This is a genomic window from Hyphobacterium vulgare, assembly GCF_042643335.1.
Taxonomy (GTDB): domain Bacteria; phylum Pseudomonadota; class Alphaproteobacteria; order Caulobacterales; family Maricaulaceae; genus Hyphobacterium; species Hyphobacterium vulgare.
In genome coordinates this window covers 184,710-208,755 of sequence record NZ_JBHRSV010000019.1, presented here as the reverse complement: position 1 = coordinate 208,755, position 24,046 = coordinate 184,710, and the positions used below count along the sequence as shown (strand labels likewise).

The 24,046-nt window shown below is 64.4% G+C and carries 25 protein-coding genes and 1 riboswitch; of the genes, 8 read left to right on the top strand and 17 right to left on the bottom strand.

Going from position 1 to position 24,046, the window contains the following annotated elements; translation table 11 throughout:
- Positions 1-91: riboswitch (glycine riboswitch) on the bottom strand.
- Positions 92-146: 55 nt separating this feature from the next.
- Together argS and ACFOOR_RS10560 are read right to left on the bottom strand one after the other, a co-directional pair.
- A complete protein-coding gene (gene argS / locus ACFOOR_RS10565) occupies positions 147-1,910 on the bottom strand; it encodes an arginine--tRNA ligase (RefSeq protein WP_343164334.1) in 1,764 nt (587 codons plus the stop codon).
- Positions 1,911-1,914: 4 nt separating this feature from the next.
- On the bottom strand, positions 1,915-2,466 hold the full coding sequence (locus ACFOOR_RS10560; protein ID WP_343164333.1) for a hypothetical protein: 552 nt from the start codon (positions 2,464-2,466) through the stop codon (positions 1,915-1,917).
- A 144-nt stretch (positions 2,467-2,610) separates the two neighbouring features.
- Here ACFOOR_RS10560 and ispH point away from each other — a divergent pair, with 144 nt between their 5' ends.
- From ispH to rnhA, 3 genes are read left to right on the top strand one after another with little or no spacing between them, the layout of a single operon-like run.
- Positions 2,611-3,549, top strand: a complete 939-nt coding sequence (gene ispH / locus ACFOOR_RS10555; protein WP_380214486.1) for a 4-hydroxy-3-methylbut-2-enyl diphosphate reductase — start codon at positions 2,611-2,613, stop codon at positions 3,547-3,549.
- A gap of 11 nt (positions 3,550-3,560) precedes the next feature.
- Entirely contained in the window at positions 3,561-3,989 is a 429-nt protein-coding gene (locus tag ACFOOR_RS10550; RefSeq protein WP_343164331.1) for a DUF1801 domain-containing protein, read from the top strand.
- Entirely contained in the window at positions 3,986-4,441 is a 456-nt protein-coding gene (gene rnhA, locus ACFOOR_RS10545) for a ribonuclease HI (RefSeq protein WP_343164330.1), read from the top strand. Before ACFOOR_RS10550 ends, rnhA begins: the two co-directional genes overlap by 4 nt.
- A 3-nt stretch (positions 4,442-4,444) precedes the next feature.
- Here the strand turns inward: rnhA and ACFOOR_RS10540 are convergent, their stop codons facing one another.
- The 3 genes from ACFOOR_RS10540 to ACFOOR_RS10530 are packed head-to-tail and all read right to left on the bottom strand — an operon-like array spanning position 4,445 to position 6,408.
- Positions 4,445-4,906 carry an NfeD family protein gene (locus tag ACFOOR_RS10540; protein ID WP_343164329.1) on the bottom strand — a complete coding sequence of 154 codons (462 nt, stop codon included), beginning with the start codon at positions 4,904-4,906 and terminating at the stop codon, positions 4,445-4,447.
- A 6-nt stretch (positions 4,907-4,912) separates the two neighbouring features.
- Complete coding sequence (locus ACFOOR_RS10535) at positions 4,913-5,896, bottom strand: SPFH domain-containing protein (RefSeq protein ID WP_343164328.1); 984 nt, start codon at positions 5,894-5,896, stop codon at positions 4,913-4,915.
- A gap of 29 nt (positions 5,897-5,925) precedes the next feature.
- Positions 5,926-6,408 (bottom strand): peroxiredoxin, encoded by a 483-nt coding sequence (locus tag ACFOOR_RS10530; RefSeq protein WP_343164327.1) that lies wholly within the window; start codon positions 6,406-6,408, stop codon positions 5,926-5,928.
- A 131-nt stretch (positions 6,409-6,539) separates the two neighbouring features.
- On the opposite strand from ACFOOR_RS10530, the gene ACFOOR_RS10525 reads away from it, so the two are divergent.
- Positions 6,540-7,106 (top strand): YqgE/AlgH family protein, encoded by a 567-nt coding sequence (locus ACFOOR_RS10525; protein WP_343164326.1) that lies wholly within the window; start codon positions 6,540-6,542, stop codon positions 7,104-7,106.
- A gap of 183 nt (positions 7,107-7,289) precedes the next feature.
- Here ACFOOR_RS10525 and ACFOOR_RS10520 read toward each other — a convergent pair whose 3' ends face one another.
- The 10 genes from ACFOOR_RS10520 to coxB form a co-directional block, all read right to left on the bottom strand.
- Positions 7,290-8,417 carry an EAL domain-containing protein gene (locus ACFOOR_RS10520; protein WP_343164325.1) on the bottom strand — a complete coding sequence of 376 codons (1,128 nt, stop codon included), beginning with the start codon at positions 8,415-8,417 and terminating at the stop codon, positions 7,290-7,292.
- The gene (locus ACFOOR_RS10515) at positions 8,414-8,992 is read right to left on the bottom strand and encodes a GNAT family N-acetyltransferase (RefSeq protein ID WP_343164324.1); all 579 of its coding nucleotides are present in this window, start codon (positions 8,990-8,992) and stop codon (positions 8,414-8,416) included. The genes ACFOOR_RS10520 and ACFOOR_RS10515 overlap by 4 nt, the downstream gene beginning before the upstream one ends.
- A gap of 65 nt (positions 8,993-9,057) precedes the next feature.
- A complete protein-coding gene (locus ACFOOR_RS10510; RefSeq protein WP_343164323.1) occupies positions 9,058-9,729 on the bottom strand; it encodes an SURF1 family cytochrome oxidase biogenesis protein in 672 nt (223 codons plus the stop codon).
- Between the two features lie 9 nt (positions 9,730-9,738).
- Positions 9,739-10,107, bottom strand: coding sequence for a DUF983 domain-containing protein (locus tag ACFOOR_RS10505; protein ID WP_343164322.1), 369 nt, complete (start codon positions 10,105-10,107; stop codon positions 9,739-9,741).
- 4 nt (positions 10,108-10,111) lie between these two features.
- The gene (locus ACFOOR_RS10500) at positions 10,112-10,963 is read right to left on the bottom strand and encodes a cytochrome c oxidase subunit 3 (protein WP_343164321.1); all 852 of its coding nucleotides are present in this window, start codon (positions 10,961-10,963) and stop codon (positions 10,112-10,114) included.
- Positions 10,964-11,040: 77 nt separating this feature from the next.
- Positions 11,041-11,616, bottom strand: coding sequence for a cytochrome c oxidase assembly protein (locus ACFOOR_RS10495; RefSeq protein ID WP_343164320.1), 576 nt, complete (start codon positions 11,614-11,616; stop codon positions 11,041-11,043).
- Positions 11,613-11,852: a hypothetical protein gene (locus tag ACFOOR_RS10490; RefSeq protein WP_343164319.1), complete on the bottom strand. Its 240-nt coding sequence runs from the start codon at positions 11,850-11,852 to the stop codon at positions 11,613-11,615. Before ACFOOR_RS10490 ends, ACFOOR_RS10495 begins: the two co-directional genes overlap by 4 nt.
- Complete coding sequence (locus ACFOOR_RS10485; protein WP_343164318.1) at positions 11,852-12,826, bottom strand: heme o synthase; 975 nt, start codon at positions 12,824-12,826, stop codon at positions 11,852-11,854. Before ACFOOR_RS10485 ends, ACFOOR_RS10490 begins: the two co-directional genes overlap by 1 nt.
- Before the next feature lie 73 nt (positions 12,827-12,899).
- Positions 12,900-14,528, bottom strand: coding sequence for a cytochrome c oxidase subunit I (gene ctaD / locus ACFOOR_RS10480; RefSeq protein WP_343164317.1), 1,629 nt, complete (start codon positions 14,526-14,528; stop codon positions 12,900-12,902).
- A gap of 11 nt (positions 14,529-14,539) precedes the next feature.
- Positions 14,540-15,388, bottom strand: a complete 849-nt coding sequence (gene coxB, locus ACFOOR_RS10475; RefSeq protein WP_343164316.1) for a cytochrome c oxidase subunit II — start codon at positions 15,386-15,388, stop codon at positions 14,540-14,542.
- A gap of 224 nt (positions 15,389-15,612) precedes the next feature.
- Here coxB and ACFOOR_RS10470 point away from each other — a divergent pair, with 224 nt between their 5' ends.
- From ACFOOR_RS10470 to ACFOOR_RS10455, 4 genes are all read left to right on the top strand, one after another.
- The gene (locus ACFOOR_RS10470) at positions 15,613-16,173 is read left to right on the top strand and encodes a tetratricopeptide repeat protein (RefSeq protein ID WP_343164315.1); all 561 of its coding nucleotides are present in this window, start codon (positions 15,613-15,615) and stop codon (positions 16,171-16,173) included.
- Between the two features lie 140 nt (positions 16,174-16,313).
- Positions 16,314-16,880, top strand: a complete 567-nt coding sequence (locus ACFOOR_RS10465) for a tetratricopeptide repeat protein (protein ID WP_343164314.1) — start codon at positions 16,314-16,316, stop codon at positions 16,878-16,880.
- Positions 16,881-16,953: 73 nt separating this feature from the next.
- Positions 16,954-18,366: a metalloprotease TldD gene (gene tldD, locus ACFOOR_RS10460; protein ID WP_343164313.1), complete on the top strand. Its 1,413-nt coding sequence runs from the start codon at positions 16,954-16,956 to the stop codon at positions 18,364-18,366.
- 102 nt (positions 18,367-18,468) lie between these two features.
- On the top strand, positions 18,469-20,610 hold the full coding sequence (locus ACFOOR_RS10455) for a TonB-dependent receptor plug domain-containing protein (protein WP_343164312.1): 2,142 nt from the start codon (positions 18,469-18,471) through the stop codon (positions 20,608-20,610).
- Between the two features lie 97 nt (positions 20,611-20,707).
- Here the strand turns inward: ACFOOR_RS10455 and ACFOOR_RS10450 are convergent, their stop codons facing one another.
- A complete protein-coding gene (locus ACFOOR_RS10450; RefSeq protein ID WP_449272388.1) occupies positions 20,708-22,519 on the bottom strand; it encodes a peptide MFS transporter in 1,812 nt (603 codons plus the stop codon).
- 106 nt (positions 22,520-22,625) lie between these two features.
- Positions 22,626-23,999, bottom strand: coding sequence for a glutamate--cysteine ligase (locus tag ACFOOR_RS10445; protein WP_380214476.1), 1,374 nt, complete (start codon positions 23,997-23,999; stop codon positions 22,626-22,628).
- Positions 24,000-24,046 lie beyond the last annotated feature (47 nt).

Sequence of the window (24,046 nt, the reverse complement as noted above, 5' to 3'; positions counted from 1 at the left end):
ACGCGTCCCGCGGTCCTTCGGCCTGAGCGTTTCCGGGGCGGTTGCGCCTTCGGCGCCGGCCTTTTTTGCCGGTCTCTCCCGCGGGGGCGGTCGAGGCGCCACGTTTACGGCATGGCGTATAGGAGTCAATCGCGGGATATGCCGCCCTACATGCGTTCCGGCGCGTCGATCCCGATCAGCGAAAACACGGTTTCGAGCTGCTTCAGCGTCAGCGCGGCCAGCGCCAGGCGCGAGGCCTTCACGGCCTCGTCCTCGGCCCCGAGCACCGGGCAGTTGGCGTAGAATTTCGAGAACGCCTGCGCCAGCGTGAAGGCATGGTCGCACAGATAGTTGGGCGAACGCTTGTCATAAGCTTCCGAAGCCGCGAGCGCGAAACCGTCGAGCGCGCGGACCAGCGCGGCTTCCTCATCGGCGCCGATGACAATCTCGCCCGGCGCGACGCCCTGATCCTTCGCCTTGCGCATCATCGATTTGATACGCACCGCGGCGTAGAGCAGGTAGGGGCCGGTCTTGCCCTCGAACGCCACGAAGCGGTCGAGGTCGAAGATGTAGTTCGTGGTCCGCAGATTGGAGAGGTCGGCGAACTTGATCGCCGCGATACCGACCGCCCGGGCCACTGCCTCGCGCTCCTCGGCGTCGCCCTCCTGGCCCAGCCCGGCTTCCTCGAGGCGCGCGCGCGCCTTGTCGGTCGCCATGCGGATCAGGTCGGAGAGTTTCAGGACGCCGCCTTCGCGCGTCTTGAACGGCTTGCCGTCCGGCCCGTTCATCGTGCCGAAGCCGATATGCTCCAGCTGGGTGCGGTCGAAATAGCCGGCCTTGTCGGCGGCGCGGAAAACCTTCTCGAAATGATCGGCCTGACGCGCATCGACGACATAGAGGATCAGGTCGGGATCCTGCTCCTTCTTGCGGTCGAGAATGGTCGCGAGATCGGTCGTCTCGTAGAGCGCGGCTCCGTCCGATTTCAGGAGCAGGAAGGGCGGCAGCTCGCGCTTCTCGTCCTCGCGGGCAACGGGAATGATCCACGCGCCCTGGTCCTCGTGCGTGACGCCGCGCGACTTCAGATCCTCGACCATGCCGGGGACCAGCGCATCGACATCGCTTTCGCCCTTCCACAGGTCGAAATGCACGCCGAGCGCCGCGAAATCGGTTTCGAGCGCCGCCTTGGAAACGGCCGCGAAATGCCGCCACAGCGCAACATATCCGGCCCGGCCGGCCTGCAGTTCGCGGGTCGCCTGGCGCGCTTCTTCCAGCCGCGCCTTGTCTTCCTTGCACGCCGCCGAGGCGCGCGGATAGAGCAGCTGGAGATCGTCCATCGTGACGGGCGATTCGTCGGGATAGGGCCCGGTGAAGCTGGCGTCGAAATAGGGCAGGTCCGGCATCACGCGTGCGACTTCGGTGATCAGCTGGCCCATCTGCAGGCCCCAGTCGCCGAGATGGACGTCGCTGGTCACCCGGTCGCCGCGGAAACGGAACAGGCGCTGCAGGCTGTCGCCGATGATCGACGAGCGCAGGTGTCCGACATGCATCGGCTTGGCGACATTCGGTCCGCCGAAATCGATCACCACGCCGCGCGGCACCGCAACCGGCTCCGCACCTGCCAGCGCATCACCCGCGATCTCGGCAGCGCGCATCGCGTAGACATGCGTCTTCGGCGTCAGATTGATGAAGCCCGGCCCGGCAATCTCGACCGCCTCAATCAGGTCGTCGCCTTCGAGCGCCGCGGCGACCGCCTCGGCGATCGCGCGCGGGGGCTTGCCGGCAATCTTCGCGGCTGCCATCGCGCCATTGCACTGATAGGGCGCGAGATCCGGACGGCCGGATTCCACGACCCGGCCGAGCGAGTCCGGCAGGCCTTGCGCAGCGAAGGCCGCTCCGGCCCGGCGCGTCAGGATGTCTGCAATGGACGCCACGAGCCTAGTCGTCCTGTCCCGCATCGACGCGGAAGCGCTGGCCGGTCCGGTTCCAGGCCAGCTGCTCCGGGGTCAGTTCGAAGCCGACGATGATCTCGAAATTGTCGCCTGCAGTCTCGGCTGAGGCCCGCGGGATCGTGATCTCGTCGATCGTTTCCTGCAGATAGATCCGGTCTTCGCCCGCGCGGAAGGTCACCTCGATCGGGAAGACCTGCTTTTCGATCACGGCGACGTCGCGGCGGGTTACAGCCACGAAGAACTGGTAGGTGTGCGTCGAGCCGGTCGCGGCCGGGCCACGGCCGAAACCCATGTCGAGCTCGAGGCTCGCGACGATCGGGCGGTCTTCGTAATACCGGCACAGCGAACGCACGGCCATGATCTCGCCCGTGAAGCCGACATTGTCGTACACGGCTTCACCATGAAGATTCACCACGCGCGACGCGTCATAGAGCGTCAGCGCCGAGGGGCACGGCCCCGGATTGTCCGGCGCATCGCGCAACGAGGAACAACCGGCAAGGGCGATCACGGGAGCAAGAAGGACGAGACGCTTGAACATCGGCGAAGACCTGACCTGGTGAGTGCCCGGCGTGCATTTCGCCCGCCATCGGCTTAGATAGGCAAGGGTCATACGACGCACATCGCCGGGCCGCAACGGTCGGCCCGCAGGAGTGGTAATTTCGTGTCTTCCAAGCAGCCTCAAATGCGCCTCACCCTCGCCGCGCCGCGCGGATTTTGCGCCGGGGTCGACCGGGCAATCCAGATCGTCGAGCGCGCCCTCGCGAAATTCGGCGCGCCGGTCTATGTGCGCCACGAGATCGTGCACAACCGGCACGTGGTCGAACGCCTTGAACGCCTCGGCGCCGTCTTCGTCGAGGAATTGTCCGAATGCCCGGACGACCGCCCGGTCGTCTTCTCGGCGCACGGCGTACCGAAGTCGGTTCCGGCAGAGGCCGCCGCGCGTAATCTGCTCTATGTCGATGCCACCTGCCCGCTGGTGTCGAAAGTCCATGTCGAGGCCCAGCGCCATTTCGACGCCGGCAAGGAAATCGTTCTGATCGGCCATGCCGGCCACCCCGAAGTGGTCGGCACGCTCGGCCAGCTCCCGGATGGCGCGATCAGCCTCATCGAGACGGTCGGGGACGCCTCGACCTACGAGCCGCGCGACCCGTCCCGCCTCGCCTTCGTGACCCAGACCACTCTGTCGGTGGACGACACGGCGGCGATCGTCGCCGAGTTGCAGCGCCGCTTCCCGCAGATCGCGGCGCCGCACAAGGAAGACATCTGCTACGCGACGACCAACCGTCAGGCCGCGGTCAAGGCGATGGCCGCCGATTGCGACGCCGTCCTGGTGATCGGCTCGCCCACATCGTCCAATTCCCGCCGCCTCGTCGAGGTCGCGCTGCGCGCCGGTGCGAAACAGGCCTGGCTGGTCGATGACGAGAGCGGTGTCGACTGGTCCGCGCTTGAGGGCGTGCGTTCGGTCGGCATCACCGCCGGGGCGTCCGCGCCGGAGGAATTGGTCGAAGGCCTGATCGAGGCCTTCCGCAACCGCTTCGACCTCGAAGTCGAGGAATTGCGCGTGACCGACGAGGACGTGGTGTTCAAACTGCCGCGCATCCTCAGCGAAGACGCCGCCTGACGGAGGGGCGTATGGCCGAGAACAAGACGCAGGCGACCCGGCAGAGCGCCGAGGATTTCATCGCAACGGTCGAGCCGGAAAAGCGCCGCGCCGAGGCGCAGATTCTGCTCGCCCTGTTCCGCAAGGTCACTGGCTGGGAGCCGGTAATGTGGGGCCCGTCCATCATCGGCTTCGGCGAATATCACTACATGTATGACAGCGGCCGCGAAGGTGACTTCATGGCCACCGGCTTCTCCCCTCGGAAGGCCAGACTCTCGATCTACATCCTGCCCGGATATCAGGATTATTCGGAGATACTCTCCCGGCTCGGGAAGCACTCGACCGGCAAGTCCTGCCTCTACGTCAACAAGCTCGAGGACATCGATCTGGGCGTGCTGGCCGAACTGATCGCCGCGGGCGTCCGCGACCTGTCGAAAATCTACCCGGTGAAACCCAGTTGAGTTCGGAAATCCTGATCCACACCGACGGGGCCTGTTCCGGCAATCCCGGACCGGGCGGCTGGGGCGCGATCCTGGAATGGAAGGGTCACCGCAAGGAATTGTCCGGCGCGGAACCCGACACCACCAACAACCGGATGGAACTGCTCGCCGCGATCCGCGCCCTGCAGGCGATCCGGGGCAAGGACAAGCGCGTGCGCCTGGTCACCGATTCGGTCTATGTCCGCGATGGCGTGACGAAGTGGATTCACGGCTGGAAGCGGAATGGCTGGAAGACCGCCGCGAAGAAGCCGGTGAAGAATGACGATCTCTGGAAGGAGCTCGACGAGGCCGCCCGTCAGCACGACGTGACCTGGGAATGGGTCAAGGGCCATTCCGGCCACCCCGAAAATGACCGGGCTGACGAGCTGGCCCGCCTCGCCATCGCGCAGATGCGCGACGCCGCGAAGCTGTAGGACTCAGCCCGGCTGCACCACCAGCGTCGTGCCGCGCAATTCCGACACCGTGACCGACTGGCCGACTTCCAGCGCACTGCCGTCAAGGCTTTCCGCCGGCCATTCGGTGTCGCCGGCCCGGACCCGGCCCGTCGCACCCGAAGCGGAAACCACCGTCGCGCGCTGCCCGACCAGATAGGTCGCCCTTGTGTTCAGACCGGAATCGCTTCCCGCCTTGAGCCGCGGACGGACCCAGCGGTCCCCGGCCCACAGGAAGGCAAGGGCGATGGCCGCGAAGATCACGAACTGCCATGGCCAGCCGAGCGAGGCGAAGATCATTGTCAGCAAGCCGACCAGGAAGGCGGCCGCCGCGGGCCACAGGAGATAGGTCGTGCCGGTGATCAGTTCGCCGATCAGTAACAGGCCGGCCAGCCCCAACCACCACCACAGATTCAATCCTTCAAGGAATGTGATGACTGCATCCATGAGGGATTACTCCTTGCCCCACGGCGCCGGCTTGCGGCCTCCGCCCGGAGGCGTGGACGATCCGCCGCCGCCCGTCCGGCCGCTGCCGCCCGGATCCTCGACCAGCGTCTTCAGCCCGGCCACCATCCCCGTCAGATTGGCGAAATCGGCGGGCACGATGACGGTGCGCTGCTGCTCGCTTTCGGCCAGCTTGCCGAAGGCTTCGACATATTTCAGGCCGAGAAAGTAGTTGATGGCGTTGACATCGCCCTCGGCAATGGCCTTGGAGACCATGTCGGTCGCCCGCGCTTCGGCCTCGGCTTCGCGCTCGCGCGCTTCGGCGTCACGGAAGGCTGCCTCGCGGCGGCCCTCGGCCTGCAGGATTTGCGACTGCTTCTCGCCTTCGGCCTTCAGGATTTGTGACTGCTTCTGGCCCTCGGCCTCGAGGATTTCCGCGCGCTTCAGGCGTTCCGCCTTCATCTGCCGGGCCATCGCTTCGGTGATGTCGGGCGGAGGTGACAGGTCGCGGATCTCGATCCGGGTGACTTTCACGCCCCAGGGATTGGTCGCCGCGTCGATCACCGAGAGCAGGCGGGCATTGATGTCGTCGCGGTTGGACAACACCTGGTCGAGGTCCATCGAACCGACGACGGTCCGCACATTGGTCATGGCGAGGTTGATGATCGCGAAGTCGAGATTGTCGACCTCATAGGCCGCGCGCGCCGGATCCATCACCTGGATGAACACCACCGCATCGACCGAGACCATCGCGTTGTCGCGCGTGATGACTTCCTGCTTCGGCACGTCGAGCACGCGCTCGCGCATGCTGATCTTGTATCGCACGGCATCGAAGAACGGGACCAGGAAATGAAGGCCGGGCGAGAGTTTGCGGGTATATCGCCCGAAGCGCTCAACCGTGAACTCCATCCCCTGCGGCACGACCTTGATCGTCATCGAGACGATCAGAAGTGCCAGGACAACGACCACCCCGACCAGAATGAATCCGCCCATATCCGTCCCTCCTCCGAACCGTGGCCGCGCTAGAGCTGGCCGAGCATGAAGTCCGCAGAGCTGACCTTGAAGTCGCCCGGCTCCTCGATGTTGAGCTCGCTGACGACGCCGTCCTTGACGATCATGGAATAGCGCTTGGAGCGCTTGCCCATGCCGAAACCGGTACCGTCCATCACCAGGCCGGTGGCTTCCGCGAAACTGCCATTGCCGTCGGCCAGCATGATCACGTCTTCGCCCACGCCCTGGTCCTTGCCCCAGGCGCCCATCACGAACACGTCGTTGACCGAGGTGCAGGCAATCGCGTCGACACCCTTGGCCCGCAGCTCGGCAGCCTTCTCGACATAGCCCGGCAGGTGTTTGGCCGAACAGGTCGGCGTGAAGGCGCCCGGCACGGCGAACAGGGCGACCGTCTTGCCGCCGAACACGTCCTGCGTCGTCATCTTGGTCGGACCGTCGGACGTCATCACGGTGAAGGTGGCGTCGGGAAGGCGGTCGCCGGTGGAAATCGTCATGGATTGGCTCCGTTTGTCGGCATGTTGAGAGGATTAGACCCTGTTGCCTTGCAGGAGGGAAGCGGGATGCGATCTGGACGTGTCCCCATGCTTGGCGGCATGATTGTTATCCGAAAGATCGGAACACGCCCATGCCTGCTGACGGCTATATGACCGGAAAAATCCTCATCGCGTCACCCGCGATCGGCGATCCACGCTTTGATCGCGCCGTGATCTATATCGTCGACCACAGCGACGAGCATGCGATGGGCATCACGCTGAACAAGCCCATGCGCGACCTGCGCCTGCCCATCCTCCTGGAACAGCTCGGCGTGGAAGGGGCGATTCGCGTCCCCGACCGCGCCGTGCTCGATGGCGGCCCGGTGGATCGCGACCGTGGATTCGTCCTGCATACCGGTGAATTCGGCGATGACGATGCGACGCTGATTGTGGGCGACGGCTTCGCGCTGACCGCGACCAAGGAAGTGCTCGATGCGATGGCGTCCGAACATCCGCCGCGCCGGTCCGTCCTTGCGCTGGGTTATGCCGGCTGGGGCGCGGGCCAGCTGGATGACGAGCTTCAGGCCAATGCCTGGCTGGTCGCCGATGCGGACGAGACCCTGCTGTTCGATGAGCACTTTTCCGACAAGTGGGAACGCGCGCTGAAATCGCTCGGCGTCGATCCGCAGCACCTGACCGGCCAGTCGGGGCATGCGTGAATTGACTTATCGGGTTGTGCTCTCGCCCTCCCCCTTGAGGGGAGGGCCGGGAGGCTGAGCGCCAGCCAGCCGACCGGGGTGGGGGTGTTTTATAGGAAAGTTCACCCCACCCCGCTCCCGTCGCCTAGATGGGCGACGCTCGCGTCCCTCCCCTTCAAGGGGAGGGAATTTCAACGGTCGGGATCAGACCGCCCTCAGAAACCGGCCCTTCACGCCGTTCAGTGCCGCGTCGGCGGCGCTGTCCGGCTCCAGCGCACCGGAATAGCGGAAGCCTTGCACATAGTCGCAGCCGAGCTCGGCCAGCCGCTCGGCGACGTCCTCGCTTTCCACGCCTTCGGCGACGACCGTCATCCCGAAATGCCGCGCGAGTTGCAGCACCGACTCGACGACCTTGGCCGCATTCTCTCCGGCGGCCAGCGCGCGCACGAAATAGCGGTCGATCTTCACCGTATCGAAATTGAACCGGTCGAGCCGGGCGAGCGAGGAATAGCCCGTCCCGAAATCGTCGAGTGCCATCGCAATGCCGGCGGATTTCAGGTCCCGGATCACACCTTCGGCCCGGTCCGGGTCGCGCATGATCTCGGTCTCGTTGATCTCCAGCTTGAAACTGCCCGCGCGCAGGCCGGCAAAGCTGACCTCGTCGGCCAGCCTGCGGGCAAAACCCGGCGACACCAGCTCGCTGACCGTCGCGTTGGCGGCAACGAAAAGCGGCGCATCCGGCGCGGCCGTCCGCCACGCCGCGACATCGCGCACCGCCAGCGCCCGCACCTGGTCGCCGATCGCCCCGATCAGCTTCATGTCCTCGGCGAGATCGAGGAAATCGTCCGGACTCAGAATCCCGCGGCCGGGACAGACCCAGCGCGCCAACGCCTCGAAACCCGCAACCCGGCCGGTCTCCAGGGCAATGATCGGCTGATAGTGGGCAACCACCTCGCCCTTCGCGACCCCTCGCGTCAGCGAATTCTCGTCGTCGATCCGGCCCTTTGCGCCGGCATGGGCCGCACCGGCGGGGAGCATCAGGCCGCGGAATGCGCCGCTGTCACGGCGCCGTCCGATCAGACGTACATAGCGAACCCCGTTGTCGTCACCGATCAGCCGGACGCGGACATCGATCGCCACATCGAGAAATCCGCGCTCGACCGCGGCGCGGTCGGTCGGGGCGATCCGGGCGAAGAAGTCGGCGAGTTCGTAACGGTCGGCATGGAGCCCGAAGCGGTTGAGATCTCCGGCAAAATTCACGCACTCGAAATCGGCGCGGAACATCACGGCATGCGCGGAATCAAGACTCTTGGCGTAATCGTCGGGGGTCATGGCCGGGGATCGGTTGCAAGCAGGGCAAACTTGTCGTGGTCACGCCATTCACCGGCGATCCGCAGATACTGGCGCGCAACGCCCTCATGCCGGAAGCCGAGCGAAAGCAGCAGCGACTGTGACGCGTCATTCTCCAGCCGGCACGCGGCCTCGACCCGGTGCAGCCCGGCAGTCTCGAAGGCAAAGCCGCAGATCAGCTTCACCGCGGCCCGCGCATAACCGCGGCGGATATAGGGACGGCCGATCCAGTAGCCGATATCGGCGGCCTGAAGCACGCCGCGCCGGACATTGTTGAGATTGCACGCCCCGATCAGCACGCCATCCTTCCTGCGGAACACGAAGAAGGGATAGCCGCTGCCGTCCGACCAGCAGGTCTCGTAATGCCGCATGCGCCGCTTGTAGGCGGCGCGGGTCAGTTCGTCGGGGGCCCAGAGCGGTTCCCATGGACTGGTGTGCTCGCGGCTGGCCGAACGCAGTTTCGCCCACGAATCGTAATCATCCATGCGCGGCGGGCGCATCAGAACCGAGCGGTCTCGAAGTTCGGTATCGGGGGTGTCGTCTCGCCAGAGCGCCATCGGGTCTTCAACAGGGTCGCGCGTCCGATGGACGCCCAAGGGAGAAGGACGCTAGCACAAAGCGCCTAACGCCGGGTGAAGCCCAACCGCCCATGCGCAGCGTGAAACGCCAGAAAGACAGCCATCAGCACTGCCGCGAGACCGAACCAGGTCAGCGCATACCCCAGATGCCGCGAGGGCGGCACTTCGGCCAGTTCCGGCGGCAGTCCCCGGTCGGCAACGACCCAGTATTCGGCATTGAGCGAATCGACTCCGGCAACCTCGGCCATCTGCTCCGCATCGAAGCGATAGAATTCATTGGCTTCGGGATTGTTGGCCGCATCGAACAGGCCGTGAGCGGGAACGGGCATGATACGGAAATCGGGTCCGGCGTTCGTGGGCTCGTCTCCGCCGAACACCGTGAAGTCGACCTCCTGCAGGACATGCCCCCCCTCGGCACAGTCCGGCGGTTCGACCGCAACGAATCGCCGCCAGCCGCCATGCCCGTCCTCATTGCGGCCCCAGACCCGGATGCCGGAACCGGATCCGGCAGCCGGCTCGACCGGTACGCCCGGCCGGGGTGTCCCGCAGATCGCTTCGGTCAATGTGATCGGAGCAGCGTTGGCGACAGCCTCCCACGCGGCGATCTGCTCGGCCTTCTCGCCCATGCGCGACCATTGCCACTGGCCGAGCCAGATCAGTACGCCGAGGCCCAGAAGGGTCAGGATGGAGAGAACGGGATAGGGGCGGAAATACACCGCTGGTGCCTATTCGCGGCCGGGCGGGAAGCGCGCTTCTTCGGCCTTGTGGTGATACTGGTAGGCGAACAGCAGGCCCTTGACCGGGCGCAGCAGAAACACGCTCAGGAACAGGATGACCGGGATGCCGTAGGCGAAATGCACCCAGATCGGCGGCCGGTAGGCGACGTCGATCAACAGAGCCGGAATCACCGCGCCGAAACCGGCGATGAACATGACGAAGACGGCGGCGCCGTCGCCGATATCGGCGTTTCTGAAATCCTGCCCGCAGGCGTCGCAGGACGGAGCGATCTTCAGGAAGCCGGAGAACATCGCGCCCTCGCCGCAGCGCGGGCAACGCCCGGTCAGTCCTGCGGCGAAGGGCGAGATCTGGGTCACGGCGCTACTGGAACGTCACGTAGACGAAGGCGAACAGGAACAGCCACACCACATCGACGAAGTGCCAGTACCAGGCTGCGGCCTCGAGGCCGAAATGCTTCTGCGGCGTGAAATGGCCCGCAAGAAGTCGGAACAGGCAGACCGCCAGGAAGATCGTCCCGATGATGACGTGCGCCCCGTGGAAGCCCGTCGCCATGAAGAAGCTGGCGCCATACAGATTGCCCGAGAAGGCAAAGGTGGCGTGTGAGTATTCGTAGACCTGCACCGCAGTGAAGCTGAGGCCCAGCAGCACGGTGAACAGGAGACCCAGCTTCGCGCCGGCACGGTCGCCATGGAGCAGCGCGTGGTGCGCCCAGGTCACCGTCGTGCCCGACAACAGCAGGATCAGCGTGTTGATCAGCGGCAGATGCCAGGGATCGAAGGTCTCGATCACGCTGCCCGTCGACGGGTCGGTCACCGGCCAGGCGTCCCAGCCCTCGATCATGCGGACTTCGTGGAACAGCGCGCCTTCGAAGAAGATCCAGAACCACGCGACGAAAAACATCACTTCCGACACGATGAACAGGATCATGCCGTAGCGCAGGCCGATCTGAACGACGGGCGTGTGATCGCCGCCGCGGCTTTCCTTCACCACGTCGGACCACCAGCCGAACATCGTGTAGAACACGCCGAGGAAACCGAGGCCAAGCAGCCAGGGCTGACCTTCGCCGAAGAACACGTTCGACGGATCGTCCGAAAGGCCTTTCATCATGACGATGGCGCCAATGGCGAGAACGAAACCGAAGAACGAGCCGACGAGCGGCCACGGGCTCGGATTCACGAGGTGATAGTCATGCTTTACGGCTTGCCCAGCCATCGCGCGTCTCCTGCGATTCCCCAACCAGTCAGGCGGTCAGATGCTCCTGATACCCGTGGCCCAGCCCCGGATCAACGTCATGGTGCCGTGTCGCGGCCAGAGGTCGCGCCCGGCTCGGAAGTCTCCGCCTCGAAAAACGTGTAGGACAGAGTGATCGTGGTGATGTCGTCGGCCCGCCGATCGTTCTCGATCTCGGGATCGACGAAGAACAGCACCGGCATGTCGATCGACTCGCCGGGCTGCAGCGTCTGCTCGGTGAAGCAGAAACATTCCAGTTTCACGAAATACGGCGCCGCCTTGAACGGCGTGACATTGTAGGTCGCCACGCCGGTGATCGGCCGGTCGGACGTGTTCGTCGCGCGGTAATAGGCCAGCGCGCTTTCCCCGACATTGACGGTGATGGCGCGGTCGATCGGCTGGAATTCCCACGGCAGTCCGGCATTGCGGCTGGCATCGAAGCGAACCGTCACCTCGCGGTCGAGCACACGGTCTGCTGCTGCCACGCCAACCTGGGTCGTGCCGCCATATCCGGTCACGCGGCAGAACAGGTCGTAGAGCGGAACGGCGGCATAGGCCGCACCCACCATCGACACCGCGACCGTCGCGCAGATCGCCAGGAGGCGGGTGTTCCGGTTCTTCGGAAGCCAGCTCATCCTGCCTGCCCCGCGGCAATATTCTGCATCAGACGCAGGGCCGTGATCACGAACACCAGCACGGCAAAACCGATCAGGCCGAGCGCGATCGCCCGGTTACGCCGCTTGCGTGCGGAAATGAACGCCTCGCGCTCGACCGGCGACATGTTGCGCGGCGCGCCGCGCTCGTCCGGACCGGGGGTCTTGCCCTCGGATACCGTCGGCTTCTGGTGGGGGGGTGTCGGTATACCGCTCATCACATCACACCCATATAGGCGCCCAGCCCGTGTTCGGCGATCAGTGCGGCAAAGAGTAGCGCCAGATAGCCGATCGAATAGGCGAACAGGTCGCGGGCGACCTTGTCTCCGGCGCGCACGGCGTAAAGTTCACCGTCCTCCGCCGACCCAGCCTCGCCGGCGCGCGACCGGAAGACCCGGGCGGCCAGCACCAGGAACAGCGCGCCGCCGCCAAACGCTGCGGCGGCATAGACCCAGCCGCCGAGACCGGTGAAGACCGGCAGTGTCGCGAACGGCACAAGGATGAGCGAATAGAGAAGGATTTCCAGCCGGGTGCGCGCCGGGCCCTTGGCGACCGGCATCATCGGGACCCCCGCAGCGGCATAGTCGCCGGACTTGTAGAGCGCCAGCGCCCAGGAATGCGGCGGCGTCCACAGGAAGATGATGGCGAACAGCATCACCGCTTCGAGCGACACGCCGCCGGTCGCGATGGCCCAGCCGATCATCGGCGGGAAAGCCCCTGCCGCGCCGCCGATCACGATGTTCTGCGGCGTGCGGCGCTTCAATACCATCGTGTAGATGACGGCGTAGAAGAAGATCGAGAAGGCCAGAAGGCCGGCGGCGACATAGTTCGCCGACAGCGTCATCAGGATCACGGCCAGGCCCGACCCGACGAGTCCCATCCCATAGGCATCGGACCGGCTGACCTTGCCCGCGGGAACCGGGCGTTTGCGGGTCCGGCGCATCGTCGCATCGATGTCGGAATCATAGGCCATGTTCAGCGCGCCGGCCGCTCCCGCGCCCAGCGCCAGGGCGAAGATCGCGATCGCCGCCATCACCGGGTGAATGCCCGACGGCGCGGCGACATAGCCCGCAAAAGCCGTGAACACGACGAGCGTCATCACCCGCGGCTTCATCAGCGCGAGATAATCCCGCCATTCGGCGGGCAGGCTCCGCACCCCTTCGGCTGCGGACGTATGACGCGGGGCAGTCATGTCAGTTCAGGCCTGTTTTTCCTAGACCGGAAGAGGCGAACCCCGGACCGGGCCGGGGTTCGCTGATCTTCCGTCAGTGATGCTGGTCCGGCTCGATCTTCGGCAGTTCGTTGAACTGGTGGAAGGGCGGCGGCGAGGACAGCGTCCACTCCAGCGTGGTGGCACCGGCGCCCCACGGATTGGCGACCCCCTTGCGGCGGCGGATGAACACGTCCGCCAGCATCACGAAGAACACGACCGTGCCCACCATGGTCACCACGTAGCCGATCGACGAGACCATGTTCCACAGCGCATAGGCGTCCGGATAGTCCACATAGCGCCGCGGCATGCCCTGCAGGCCGAGGAAGTGCTGCGGGAAGAAGACCAGGTTCACACCGATGAAGGTGATCCAGAAGTGGGTCTGTCCGAGGAATTCGGAATACTTGTACCCGCTCATCTTCTCGAGCCAGTAGTAAAAGCCCGCGAAGATGGTGAAGATCGCGCCGAGCGACAGCACGTAGTGGAAGTGCGCCACCACGTAATAGGTGTCGTGCAGGGCGTTATCGACGCCCGCATTGGCGAGCATCACGCCCGTCACACCGCCGACGGTGAACAGGAAGATGAAGCCGATCGCCCAGACCATTGGGGTCTTGAACTCGATCGAACCGCCCCACATCGTCGCGATCCACGAGAAGATCTTGATGCCCGTCGGCACGGCGATGATCATCGTCGCGGCGACGAAATAGGCCTTCAGGTCGACGTCCATGCCCACGGTGTACATGTGGTGCGCCCAGACGATGAAACCGATGAAGCCGATCGAGACCATCGCGTAGGCCATGCCGAGATAGCCGAAGACCGGCTTCTTGGAGAAGGTCGACACGATGTGGCTGACAATGCCGAAGCCCGGCAGGATCATGATGTAGACTTCGGGATGACCGAAGAACCAGAACAGGTGCTGGAACATCACCGGGTCGCCGCCGCCGGCCGGGTCGAAGAAGGTCGTCCCGAAATTGCGGTCCGTCAGCAGCATGGTGATCGCGCCGGCCAGCACCGGCAGCGCCAGCAGCAGCAGGAAGGCGGTGATCAGGATCGACCAGGCGAAGAGCGGCATCTTGTGCAGCGTCATGCCCGGCGCGCGCATGTTGAAGATCGTGGTGATGAAGTTGATCGCCCCCAGGATCGACGAGGCACCGGCGAGGTGCAGCGACAGGATCGCGAAGTCCATCGACGGCCCGGGATGGCCGGTGGTCGACAGCGGCGGGTAGATCACCCAGCCCCCGCCGAAGCCGTTTCCGCCCGCAGCGCCCGGCACGAAGACCGAGATCAGCAGCAGCGTGAAAGCGAAGGGCAGGAGCCAGAAGGAGATGTTGTTCATCCGCGGGAAGGCCATGTCCGGCGCCCCGATCATGATCGGGACGAACCAGTTGCCGAACCCGCCGATCAGCGCCGGCATGACGACGAAGAACACCATGATCAGGCCGTGTCCGGTCACGAACACATTGTACATGTGCTCATTGCCGATCTGGCCGCCGAACAATTGCAGGCCCGGCTCCGCCAGCTCCCAGCGGATCACGCCGGACATGACGAAACCGATCACGCCCGCCACGATCGAGAAGATCAGGTAGAGCGTGCCGATATCCTTGTGGTTCGTGGAGAAGAACCAGCGGGTGAAGAAGCCCGGCTTGTGGTCGTGGTCTTCGTGATGAGCGACAGCTTCAGTCATGGGTCAGCTCCTCAGCGCGCGGCCATGCGCGTGTCGCGCTGTGCGGATTGGAATTCGGCGAGAATGGCATTGCCCGAGTCCGGGTCTTCCGCGACGGCGGCCGACCATTGCTCGAACACGTCCTGCGGAACGACATGGATCTCGATCGGCATGAAGGCGTGGAACTGGCCGCACAATTCCGAGCACTGGCCGTAGAACACGCCGGTTTCGCGCGCATTGATCCAGGTCTCGTTGAGACGGCCCGGGATCGCGTCGATCTTGTTGCCGAATGACGGCATCGCGAACGAGTGAATCACGTCGGCGGCGGTCACCTGAACGCGCACCGTCGTGTCGACCGGGATCACCATCGGATAGTCGACCGACAGCAGGCGGACCTGACCGGCGGCGGGATCGATCTCCTCGTCCGGGATCATGTTCGACAGGTATTCGCCGATTTCCTGGTCGGGATATTCATAGCCCCAATACCACTGGTAGCCGGTCACCTTGATCGTCATGTCCGCCTCGGGAATGACGTCATTATGGTAGAGCAGGCGGAAGGACGGGATCGCGATGACGAACAGGATCAGCACCGGAATGCCGGTCCAGATCACCTCGACCAGCGTGTTGTGGCTGAATTTGCTCGGCTCCGGATTCGCCTTGGCCCGGAAGCGGATCATCACATAGATCAGCAGGGCCAGAACCACGAGCACGATCACCGTGATGATGATCAGCACGAAGGTGTGGAAATTGGTGATGCCGTCCATCATCGACGTGACAGAGCGTTGAAGCCCGATGCCGCCATCGTGCGGCTGTCCGGCCTGTGCCAGCGCGCCGGATGCGGCGGCGGTCCAGGTGGCAAGTATCGCGGTCAAGAATCGCATGTCTTCCCCAGGTGCAATTCGGCTAAGCGGGAGCGAACCCCCTCGCCAGGCGCGGCGGAATATAGAGCCGTGAGACGGTCCTGTCAGGCCGCTAACAGCGTTGTTTTGTCGCAATAAGACGTCACGCCGCGCTTGTCGATGGCCGGGTGAAGCAACGGGCGGCTTTTTGCTGCGGTCCGAATTTGCTAGTGTGAAATCGAAATATGGCTTCAAGGGAGGGAGTCATGGTCTTCAGACTGGCCATTCTGGCTGCCGTGATCGGACTGTCCGCACCTGCCAATGCACAGGTCTACACCGCCTATCTGGCTGGCAGCCCCGCCCGCAACTGCTTCGAGGGCGCGATGCAGATCAACGCCCAGCGTCAGGCGCTGTACGAGTGCGACCGGGCGATCGCTCGCGCCAATCTGACCCAGCACGAACTGGCCAAGACCCACATCAACCGCGGCATCATCCTGATCAATATCGGTCATGCCGACGATGCCCTGGCCGATTTCCGGCGCGCCGACGAGATCGATCCGTCGCTGATGCCCGAATCAGCGACCAACCGGTCGGCCGCCCTGATCCTGCTCGAGCGCTACGCCGAAGCCGTCGAGGCGGCGGATTATGCCGTGGCGTCCGGCACGAATTCCCGCGCCAATGCGCTGTTCAACCGGGGCGTTGCCCTGGAATTGCTCGGCGATATCCGCGCGGCCTATGAAAGCTACCGCGACGCTGCCGAGATCGCACCGGATTGGTCACGCCCCCGCGAGGCGCTCGACCGCTTCCAGGTTCACTCTCTGTCCTGATCCGTGTGATCACAATCACTTCGGCGTGAGAGTTGACCCGCCTGAGTGCCGTTCTTCCACTGCAGCGCTAGCGTGGTGCGCATCATGGTCCGGCTGGCAACAGCCCTGACGCCACTGGACCGGCTTTCGGGAGGAACGCCATGAAGATCAAACTCGCTATCGCAATCACGTCGCTGGCCGCGGCGACCGCCCTGTCGGCTCCGGCCTTTTCCCAGTCGATGGTGGTGGTAGGCCGCAGCGCCGCTGCGGGCTGTTACCAGAATGCGGCCCTGCACCAGTATGACATGGCGGCCCTTCGCGACTGCAACGCCGCCTTCGACCACAACATGATGGACCGGAATACACGGGCTCGGACCCATGTGAACCGGGCCGTGATCCTGATGAATATGGGTCAGCCCCTCTCCGCGCTTCGCGATCTCGAAGATGCGGTCGGCCTGGGCTTCGAGGCTCCGGAAATCCAGCTCAACTTCTCCGCCGCCTATGTCCGGCTGAACCGTCCGCAGGACGCGGTCGATGCGGCCACCGCCGCGATCGAGGCCGGCATCGAACGTCCCGAGCGGGCCTATGTGAACCGCGCCATCGCCTACGAGATGATGGACAACAACGTGGCGGCCTATCAGGACTATCTGACCGCCCTCGAACTCGACCCGGACTGGACCGCGGTGCGCCGTGAACTCGACCGGTTTCGCGTCGTCAACAACAGCTGACTGACACGCAGGCCTCGCGCCTGCGCCATGCGTCGGTTATCCATGGAGCCTCATGCGACAACAGTGAGGCTCCATGACCGGCGACCCCTTCGCCCCGTTTGAATTCGATGCCGACTCCGCGCGCGCCCGGATCGCCGGCCCGCTCGATGGGGCCGACGACGGCGAACTCTTCCTTGAGCACGGCGTCAGCGAATCGCTGGTGTGGGACGATGGCCGGCTGAAGTCGGCGAGCTTTGATGCGCTGCGCGGCTTTGGTCTTCGGGTCGTCAGCGGGGAATCCACCGGCTACGCCCACACCTCCGATCCCACGCTCGCTGCGCTCGACCGCGCCGGAGAAGCTGCTTCCGCCGCCAAGCGCGGCCGCTCGGGTGTCCTGGCCGAACCGCCGGCCGGAACCAATCGCCGATTGTACGATTCGATCGACCCCGTCAGCGAACCCGATTTCGAAACCAAGGTGAAACTCCTGGCCGAGATCGATGCCTATGTCCGCGCGAAGGATGCGTCCGTCGTGCAGGTGTCGGCCAGCCTCGCCGGTTCGCGCCGCATTATCGGCATTCTCCGCGCCGACGGCGACCTGAAGACCGACGACCGCCCGTTGGTGCGCATCAATGTCTCGGTCACGGTCGAGCGCGACGGCCGCCGCGAATCCGGCTCGGCCGGTGCCGGCGGGCGCGATGCCTTCCATGTCTGGATCACCCCGGAAAGCTGGAAAGGTCTCGCCGACGAGGCGCTGCGCATTGCCCGCGTCAATCTCGATGCCATCGATGCCCGCGCCGGACAGGCCGACGTCGTGCTCGGTCCGGGCTGGCCGGCCGTCCTGCTGCACGAAGCGGTCGGGCACGGCCTTGAGGGCGATTTCAACCGCAAGGGCAGTTCGGCCTTCTCCGGCCGTGTCGGGGAGCGCGTGGCGTCTGCGGGGGTCACCGTGGTCGATGACGGCACGATCGAGAAACGCCGGGGCTCTCTGACCGTCGATGACGAAGGCACGCCGACCAACCGGACGGTGCTGATCGAGGACGGCATTCTCAAGGGCTATATGCAGGACCGGCTGAACGCCCGCCTGATGGGCGTCGCATCGACCGGAAATGGCCGACGCGAATCCTATGCCCACATGCCGATGCCGCGCATGACCAACACCTACATGCTGGGCGGCCGGGACGATCCGCAGGAGATCGTCGCCAGCCTCAAGGACGGACTCTACGCCGTGAATTTCGGCGGCGGCCAGGTCGATATCACCTCCGGCAAGTTCGTCTTCCAGTGCACCGAGGCCTACAAGGTCGAGAACGGGAAGATCGTCGCCCCGGTCAAGGGCGCCACCCTGATCGGCGACGGGCCGACCGCCCTCACCCGGATCTCCATGATCGGCAATGATTTCGCGCTCGATCCCGGAATCGGGGTTTGCGGCAAGGCCGGCCAGGGCGTGCCGGTCGGTGTCGGCCAGCCGACACTGAAGATCACCGGTCTGACCGTCGGCGGCGTGGCCTGACGAAGCCGTGAAGGCCCTTACGGACATGTAACGCACCAAACTGCGAATGCGGACTAATGTCGGCGGCGGCTAGGGATGGGCGCGTTCGCGAGGGAGACGCGCGTGACAGGAATCAGGGTCGCCGCACTGACAGGTGCGGCCACGGTTATCTTTGCATTTTTCAGCATGGCGGACGCCCAGGAGGGCGAGGCCGCGCTTCGGCAGATCGAGCCGGATGCTGCCGCCGTGACAGACGGCCGGCAGACCTATCCGGCTGACTTCTTCATCGGCTTCTCACCGGTCACCGCGCTCGACATGATCACGCGCCTGCCGGGCTTCTCACTGAATGGCGGGGATACCGAACGCCGTGGTCTGGGTGATTCCTTCGGGAATTTGCTGATCAATGGCCGGCGGCCGTCGAACAAGTCGATCTCGCTGGACACGGTTCTGCAACGCATTCCCGCCGGGGATGTGCAGAGCATCGAGCTGATCAGCGATTCCGCCGGCGAATTCGAAATGCGCGGCCATGCGCGTCTCGCGAACATCATCCTGCGCGAGGGTGCGGGAGAATCGACGTCGTGGAATTTGCGCCTGTCCTATTGGGACAACGGACGCGTGACGCCATCGGGATCGATCTCGATGTCGCGCCGGATCGGGGAACTCACCGAAATCACACTGGGTGTCGAAGGCGAACTTTCGGGCCGCCGTCTGAACCGGCGCGAGGCGCTCTATGACGGGGCCGGCAACTGGCTCGAACGCCGCAGCGAGAGCGACCAGCGCGGCTATTGGGAGATCAACCCGACTTTCTCGATCGACACCACGCTCGGCGACGGATCCGAGCTTCGCTTCGACGGCCGGGGCTGGATCTGGGAATGGCATCGCCAGAATGTCGGCTATGTCGACGGCATCCAGCCCGGCGGCGGTTTCGCGCCGATCCGGTTCGAACGCTCCGAAACCTTCAACTACGGCATGGGTGGCCGTGGATCGGTCACCTGGAGCCGCGACTGGTCGGACACGCTCGCCTCGGCCACAACCGGATTTGTCTCGTACGAGCAGTATGAAGACGGTCCCGAACCGTTCGAGGTCTACGATCCCGTCGCCTTCGTCGAAGCCGTGATCTATGAAGCCGAGGGCAACTCCACCGAACTCGCCCTGCGTCACGCCTTCACCTGGACGCCGAACCCTGTCCACACGCTTGAATTCGGTGCCGAGGGTGCCTTCAACGCGCGCGATTCCTTCGTTGCGTTGACCTATGACGACGGCACCACGCTGACCCCGATCGACCTGCCTGTCGCCAATGCCCGGGTCGAGGAGCGCCGCGCCGAAGTGTTCGGCCGCCACGTCTGGACCCTCAATGACGACGTGAACATCGAGAGCGGTCTGCGGCTGGAATTTTCCGAGATCAGCCAGACCGGCGATGTCGAACAGTCGCGGACCTTCTTCTATCCGAAACCGTCCGTCACGCTGAACTGGCGCCTCGACGACGCCAACCGGCTGCGTTTCGCGGTGATCCGGGACGTGGCGCAGCTCGAATTCGACAAGTTCGCCAGCTCGGTCGATCTCGACAACAACAACTCGACCTTCGGAAATCCGGACTACGAACCGCAGCGCACCTGGACGGTCGAGGCGGAATGGACCCGCACCTTCGGCGAAGACGCCACCGTGTCGCTGAAGGTCGGGCGCGATTTCATCGAGGGCCTCGACGATTTCGAACCGCGCCTCAACCTTGTCACCGGGCGCTATTTCGACGTGCCCGGCAATATCGGCGACGGCACGATCGACCGGGTGACGCTGAATGCGACCACCCCGCTCGACCGGATCGGCCTGTCGAACGCCGTGCTGACGACCTTCCTGGAATGGTATGGCACCAGCATCACCGACCCGCTGACCGGCCGCGACCGCGTCTTCACCGGCATCCGCGAATGGGAAGCCCGGCTCGACTTCCGCCAGACCTTCCCCGAGCAGCAATGGGCCTGGGGCTGGGACTATTACTGGCTGTCCAACGGCAAGGTGTTCCGCGCCAACGAACTGCAGCAGCAGGGCTTCGTCGACGGCGATTTCGACATCTATGTCGAAACCACGCGCTTTCTGGGCGTCACCACCCGCGTCGGCGCCGATTTCGTCTTCGACAATGGCCAGGATTTGCGCCGCTTCATCTTCGACCCGGACCAGGGCGGGCGTCAGGGCGGTGTGGTCGACTTCATCGAGGACCGCAATACCAGCGAAGGCGCGACGATCTATATCGAGATGCGTGGAACATTCTGACCCGCCCCGCCCCCTCCGACGCGACACGGTCAGAATGAAAAGGGCCGCGGAGATCACACTCCGCGGCCCTTCTTCATTACTCCCTTGGGAACGCCGGTTATGGCGCGCCGGAGGACCGGTCCATCGACGGACCGCCCGCCTCGGTGTCCTCGGGATGGGGTTCCATGCGCTGGTCCGCACCCGCCATCAGCCACTTGATGAGGGGCGAGATCAGCAGCATCACGACCGCGATCCCCACGGCGATGAGGCCCACCTGGGTATAGACGTCGATGTAGGTCGCTTTTGCGCTGGCGACATCGGTCAACTGTCCGCCGATCGTTTCCGCACCGGTCGTCGACGCGATCACGCCCGCCAGGAAGTTCGACAGTCCCGAATAGAGGAACCAGGCCCCCATCGTCATGCCGACGACCCGGGCCGGAGCCAGCTTGGTCACCGCCGACAGGCCGACCGGCGAGAGCATGAGTTCGCCCATCGTGTGGATGAAGTAGATCAGGAAGATGAAGTAGACCGCCGTCAGCCCCGCTTCACCGCTCATCCCCATGCCGCCGACCAGCGCGAAGAAGCCCAGTCCCGCCATCAGCACGCCGAGTGCAAACTTGACCGGCGTCGACGGATTGCGGTTGCGCTTGGCCAGGTAGATCCAGAGCCAGGCCATGATCGGCGCAAATATGAAAATGAAGCCGGCATTGAGGCTCTGGAACACCGGAGCGGGAACCGACCAGCCGAACATGGTCCGGTCGACCAGGCGGTCGGTGAACAGGTTCAGCGACGAGCCGGCCTGTTCAAACAGCGCCCAGAACGGAATCTGCGCCAGGACGAAATAGATCGCCGCGAACATCTGACGGCGCTCGATCCCCTTGGTTTTCAGGAAGGCATAACCTGCCAAGAAGATCAGCATGATGAGACCAAGCGGCCCGAGAATCCCGCCCATGTATTGCGGGTTCATCACGGCCAGCATCGAGATCGCAATGATGCCGAGACCCGCGAGATAGCAGGCCCATTCCACATTGATCGGCCCGAAAACCTTCTGCTTCAGCTTCTCTGCATCGGGCGGATCGGCCCGGCCCTCGAGCCAGCCCTGGAAGACGAGGAAAGTCAGCAGGCCGGCCAGCATACCGATACCGGCGAGGCCGAAACCCCAGGCCCAGCCGTAGGCAATGCCGATATAGCCGATGATCACGGACGACAGGAAGGAACCGAGATTGATCCCCATGTAGAACAGCGTGAAGCCGGAATCGCGCCGCGGATCGCCCAGCCCGTAAAGCGTGCCGACAATGGTCGAGATGTTGGCTTTCAGGAAGCCGACACCGGCGATGATCAGCGCGAGAGCGAGATAGAGAATGTTGACGTAAAGCGGCTCCTGGACCGTACGCGTCATGTCGCTCGAGAAGGGAATTTCGGCCGGCAGGCCGACGGCGTCAGGATCAGCCACCGTGATGACGGTACCGCCTTCGGCAAATTCGATCCGTGACTGCGCCTCTCCCAGAACGATGATCTGGTTGGCGTCGCCGCCTCGCCCATCGAGAGTCAGCTCGTATTCGGTTCCCTCGAATGTGAGGATTTCACGCGATCCGGCCCCTTCGAAGGCCATCATGCCGTGTCCGAGCACCAGCAGGATCGCGCCGAAGGTCACCGCCTTTCGCTGACCGAGATATCGGTCGGCCAGTGTGCCGCCGATGATCGTCATCACGTAGACCAGCGCTGTATACGCCCCGTAGATCAGCGTCGAACGCTCATCGGAAAACAGGAAGTGCTGGGTCAGATAGATGATCAGCAGGCCGCGCATCCCGTAATAGGAAAAGCGTTCCCACATCTCGGTGAAGAACAGGATGGCCAGCCCCTTCGGATGTCCGAAGAAACTCGTGTCCTGCGACGGATCGGGCCGCGCCCCGACTGGTGTATCGGTCAAGTTGATCTCCCCTTTCCGGCTTGTGTCGCCGGTGAGCCGTTTAGGTCGGCGCGCACTTGATCACGCGGGGGAGGCAGGCTCAAGCCTGCAATGTTTCAACACTTCGTCAGTAGGCGCACTCTTCGAAGGCCGGTTCGACCGACTGGTTCCAGCGCCCGTAATAGCGTTCGAGCAGGTCGTCCGCCGCCGTCTTTCCCGTCGCGGCCATCTCGTTGAGGTCGTCGAGGAAGAGGGTTTCGTATTCGCCGTGCATGTTCTGCTCGCCGCGGGCGCGCAGGCCCCTGCGGCTGATCGCCAGTGCGTCGCGCGCAATCTGTTGCACATTCGTGTTCCGGAAGGGTGTCTTGAGCGCGGTTCGCGTCACGCCCTCGCGCAGCGCGGTGCGTTCCTCCGCCGTCCAGTCCTTCACCAGCTGCCAGGCTTCGTCGAGCGCGGCGTCATCATAGAGCAGCCCGACCCAGAAGGCCGGCAGGGCGCACAGCCGGTTCCACGGCCCGCCATCGGCGCCGCGCATTTCCAGGAAGGTTTTCAGGCGCACTTCCGGGAAGATGGTCGAGAGATGATCTTCCCAGTCGCTCATCACCGGACGTTCTCCCGGCAGGGCGGGCAGCTTGCCTTCCATGAAGTCGCGGAAGCTCTGGCCTGACGCGTCGATGAACTGGCCACCGCGCTTCACGAAATACATCGGCACGTCGAGCACCCATTCGGCATAGCGCTCGAACCCCATCCCGTCCTCGAAGGCGAAGGGCAGCAGGCCGGTCCGGTTGTTGTCCGTATCGGTCCAGATGTGCCCGCGATAGGAGAGATAGCCGTTCGGCTTGCCGTCAGAGAAGGGCGAATTGGCGAACAACGCGGTCGCGATCGGCTGCAGCGCCAGCGAGACGCGCAGCTTCTTGACCATGTCTGCCTCGCTCGAGAAATCGAGATTGGTCTGCACGGTACACGAGCGGAACATCATCTGATGGCCCAGCGTGCCCACCTTCGGCATGTAGGCCTTCATGATGTTGTAGCGGGCCTTCGGCATCATCGGCGTTTCTTCCAGCGACCATTTCGGCGAGAAGCCGAGGCCGAGGAAACCCGCGCCGATCTCGTCGGCGACCGCCTTCACTTCCTTGAGATGGCCATTCACCTCGGCACAGGTCTGGTGAAGGGTTTCCAGCGGCGCGCCAGACAGTTCGAACTGTCCGCCGGGCTCGAGACTGACGCTCGCCCCGTCGCGTTTCAGCGCGATCGGCTTGCCATTCTCGAGGACCTCTTCCCAGCCGAACCGGGTCAGGCCTTCCAGCATCTTGCGGACGCTCGGCCCGTCGGACTCGTAGGGCAGCGGATGATGCCCATCGAGCGTGAAGCCGAACTTCTCGTGCTCGGTGCCGATGCGCCATGCCGCGCGCGGCTTGCAACCGCTTGCGAGGTGGCCCGCGAGGTCCTCGATCGTGGTGACCGGTGCGCCTTCGCCGCCTTGTCCGTAGGTTCCGCTCAAAGCCTGCCCTCGCTTGCCCGCGTGTCAGTTATGCGCGCAACACGGGA

What these genes read in the sequence shown, in the direction of transcription:
- ACFOOR_RS10560 (WP_343164333.1), bottom strand. Translation starts at nt 2,466, where the DNA reads ATGTTCAAGCGTCTCGTCCTTCTTGCTCCCGTGATCGCCCTTGCCGGT.
- ispH (WP_380214486.1), top strand. Translation starts at nt 2,611, where the DNA reads ATGCGCCTCACCCTCGCCGCGCCGCGCGGATTTTGCGCCGGGGTCGAC.
- ACFOOR_RS10550 (WP_343164331.1), top strand. Translation starts at nt 3,561, where the DNA reads ATGGCCGAGAACAAGACGCAGGCGACCCGGCAGAGCGCCGAGGATTTC.
- ACFOOR_RS10540 (WP_343164329.1), bottom strand. Translation starts at nt 4,906, where the DNA reads ATGGATGCAGTCATCACATTCCTTGAAGGATTGAATCTGTGGTGGTGG.
- ACFOOR_RS10535 (WP_343164328.1), bottom strand. Translation starts at nt 5,896, where the DNA reads ATGGGCGGATTCATTCTGGTCGGGGTGGTCGTTGTCCTGGCACTTCTG.
- ACFOOR_RS10530 (WP_343164327.1), bottom strand. Translation starts at nt 6,408, where the DNA reads ATGACGATTTCCACCGGCGACCGCCTTCCCGACGCCACCTTCACCGTG.
- ACFOOR_RS10525 (WP_343164326.1), top strand. Translation starts at nt 6,540, where the DNA reads ATGCCTGCTGACGGCTATATGACCGGAAAAATCCTCATCGCGTCACCC.
- ACFOOR_RS10520 (WP_343164325.1), bottom strand. Translation starts at nt 8,417, where the DNA reads ATGACCCCCGACGATTACGCCAAGAGTCTTGATTCCGCGCATGCCGTG.
- ACFOOR_RS10515 (WP_343164324.1), bottom strand. Translation starts at nt 8,992, where the DNA reads ATGGCGCTCTGGCGAGACGACACCCCCGATACCGAACTTCGAGACCGC.
- ACFOOR_RS10500 (WP_343164321.1), bottom strand. Translation starts at nt 10,963, where the DNA reads ATGGCTGGGCAAGCCGTAAAGCATGACTATCACCTCGTGAATCCGAGC.
- ACFOOR_RS10495 (WP_343164320.1), bottom strand. Translation starts at nt 11,616, where the DNA reads ATGAGCTGGCTTCCGAAGAACCGGAACACCCGCCTCCTGGCGATCTGC.
- ACFOOR_RS10490 (WP_343164319.1), bottom strand. Translation starts at nt 11,852, where the DNA reads ATGAGCGGTATACCGACACCCCCCCACCAGAAGCCGACGGTATCCGAG.
- ACFOOR_RS10485 (WP_343164318.1), bottom strand. Translation starts at nt 12,826, where the DNA reads ATGACTGCCCCGCGTCATACGTCCGCAGCCGAAGGGGTGCGGAGCCTG.
- ctaD (WP_343164317.1), bottom strand. Translation starts at nt 14,528, where the DNA reads ATGACTGAAGCTGTCGCTCATCACGAAGACCACGACCACAAGCCGGGC.
- coxB (WP_343164316.1), bottom strand. Translation starts at nt 15,388, where the DNA reads ATGCGATTCTTGACCGCGATACTTGCCACCTGGACCGCCGCCGCATCC.
- ACFOOR_RS10470 (WP_343164315.1), top strand. Translation starts at nt 15,613, where the DNA reads ATGGTCTTCAGACTGGCCATTCTGGCTGCCGTGATCGGACTGTCCGCA.
- ACFOOR_RS10465 (WP_343164314.1), top strand. Translation starts at nt 16,314, where the DNA reads ATGAAGATCAAACTCGCTATCGCAATCACGTCGCTGGCCGCGGCGACC.
- tldD (WP_343164313.1), top strand. Translation starts at nt 16,954, where the DNA reads ATGACCGGCGACCCCTTCGCCCCGTTTGAATTCGATGCCGACTCCGCG.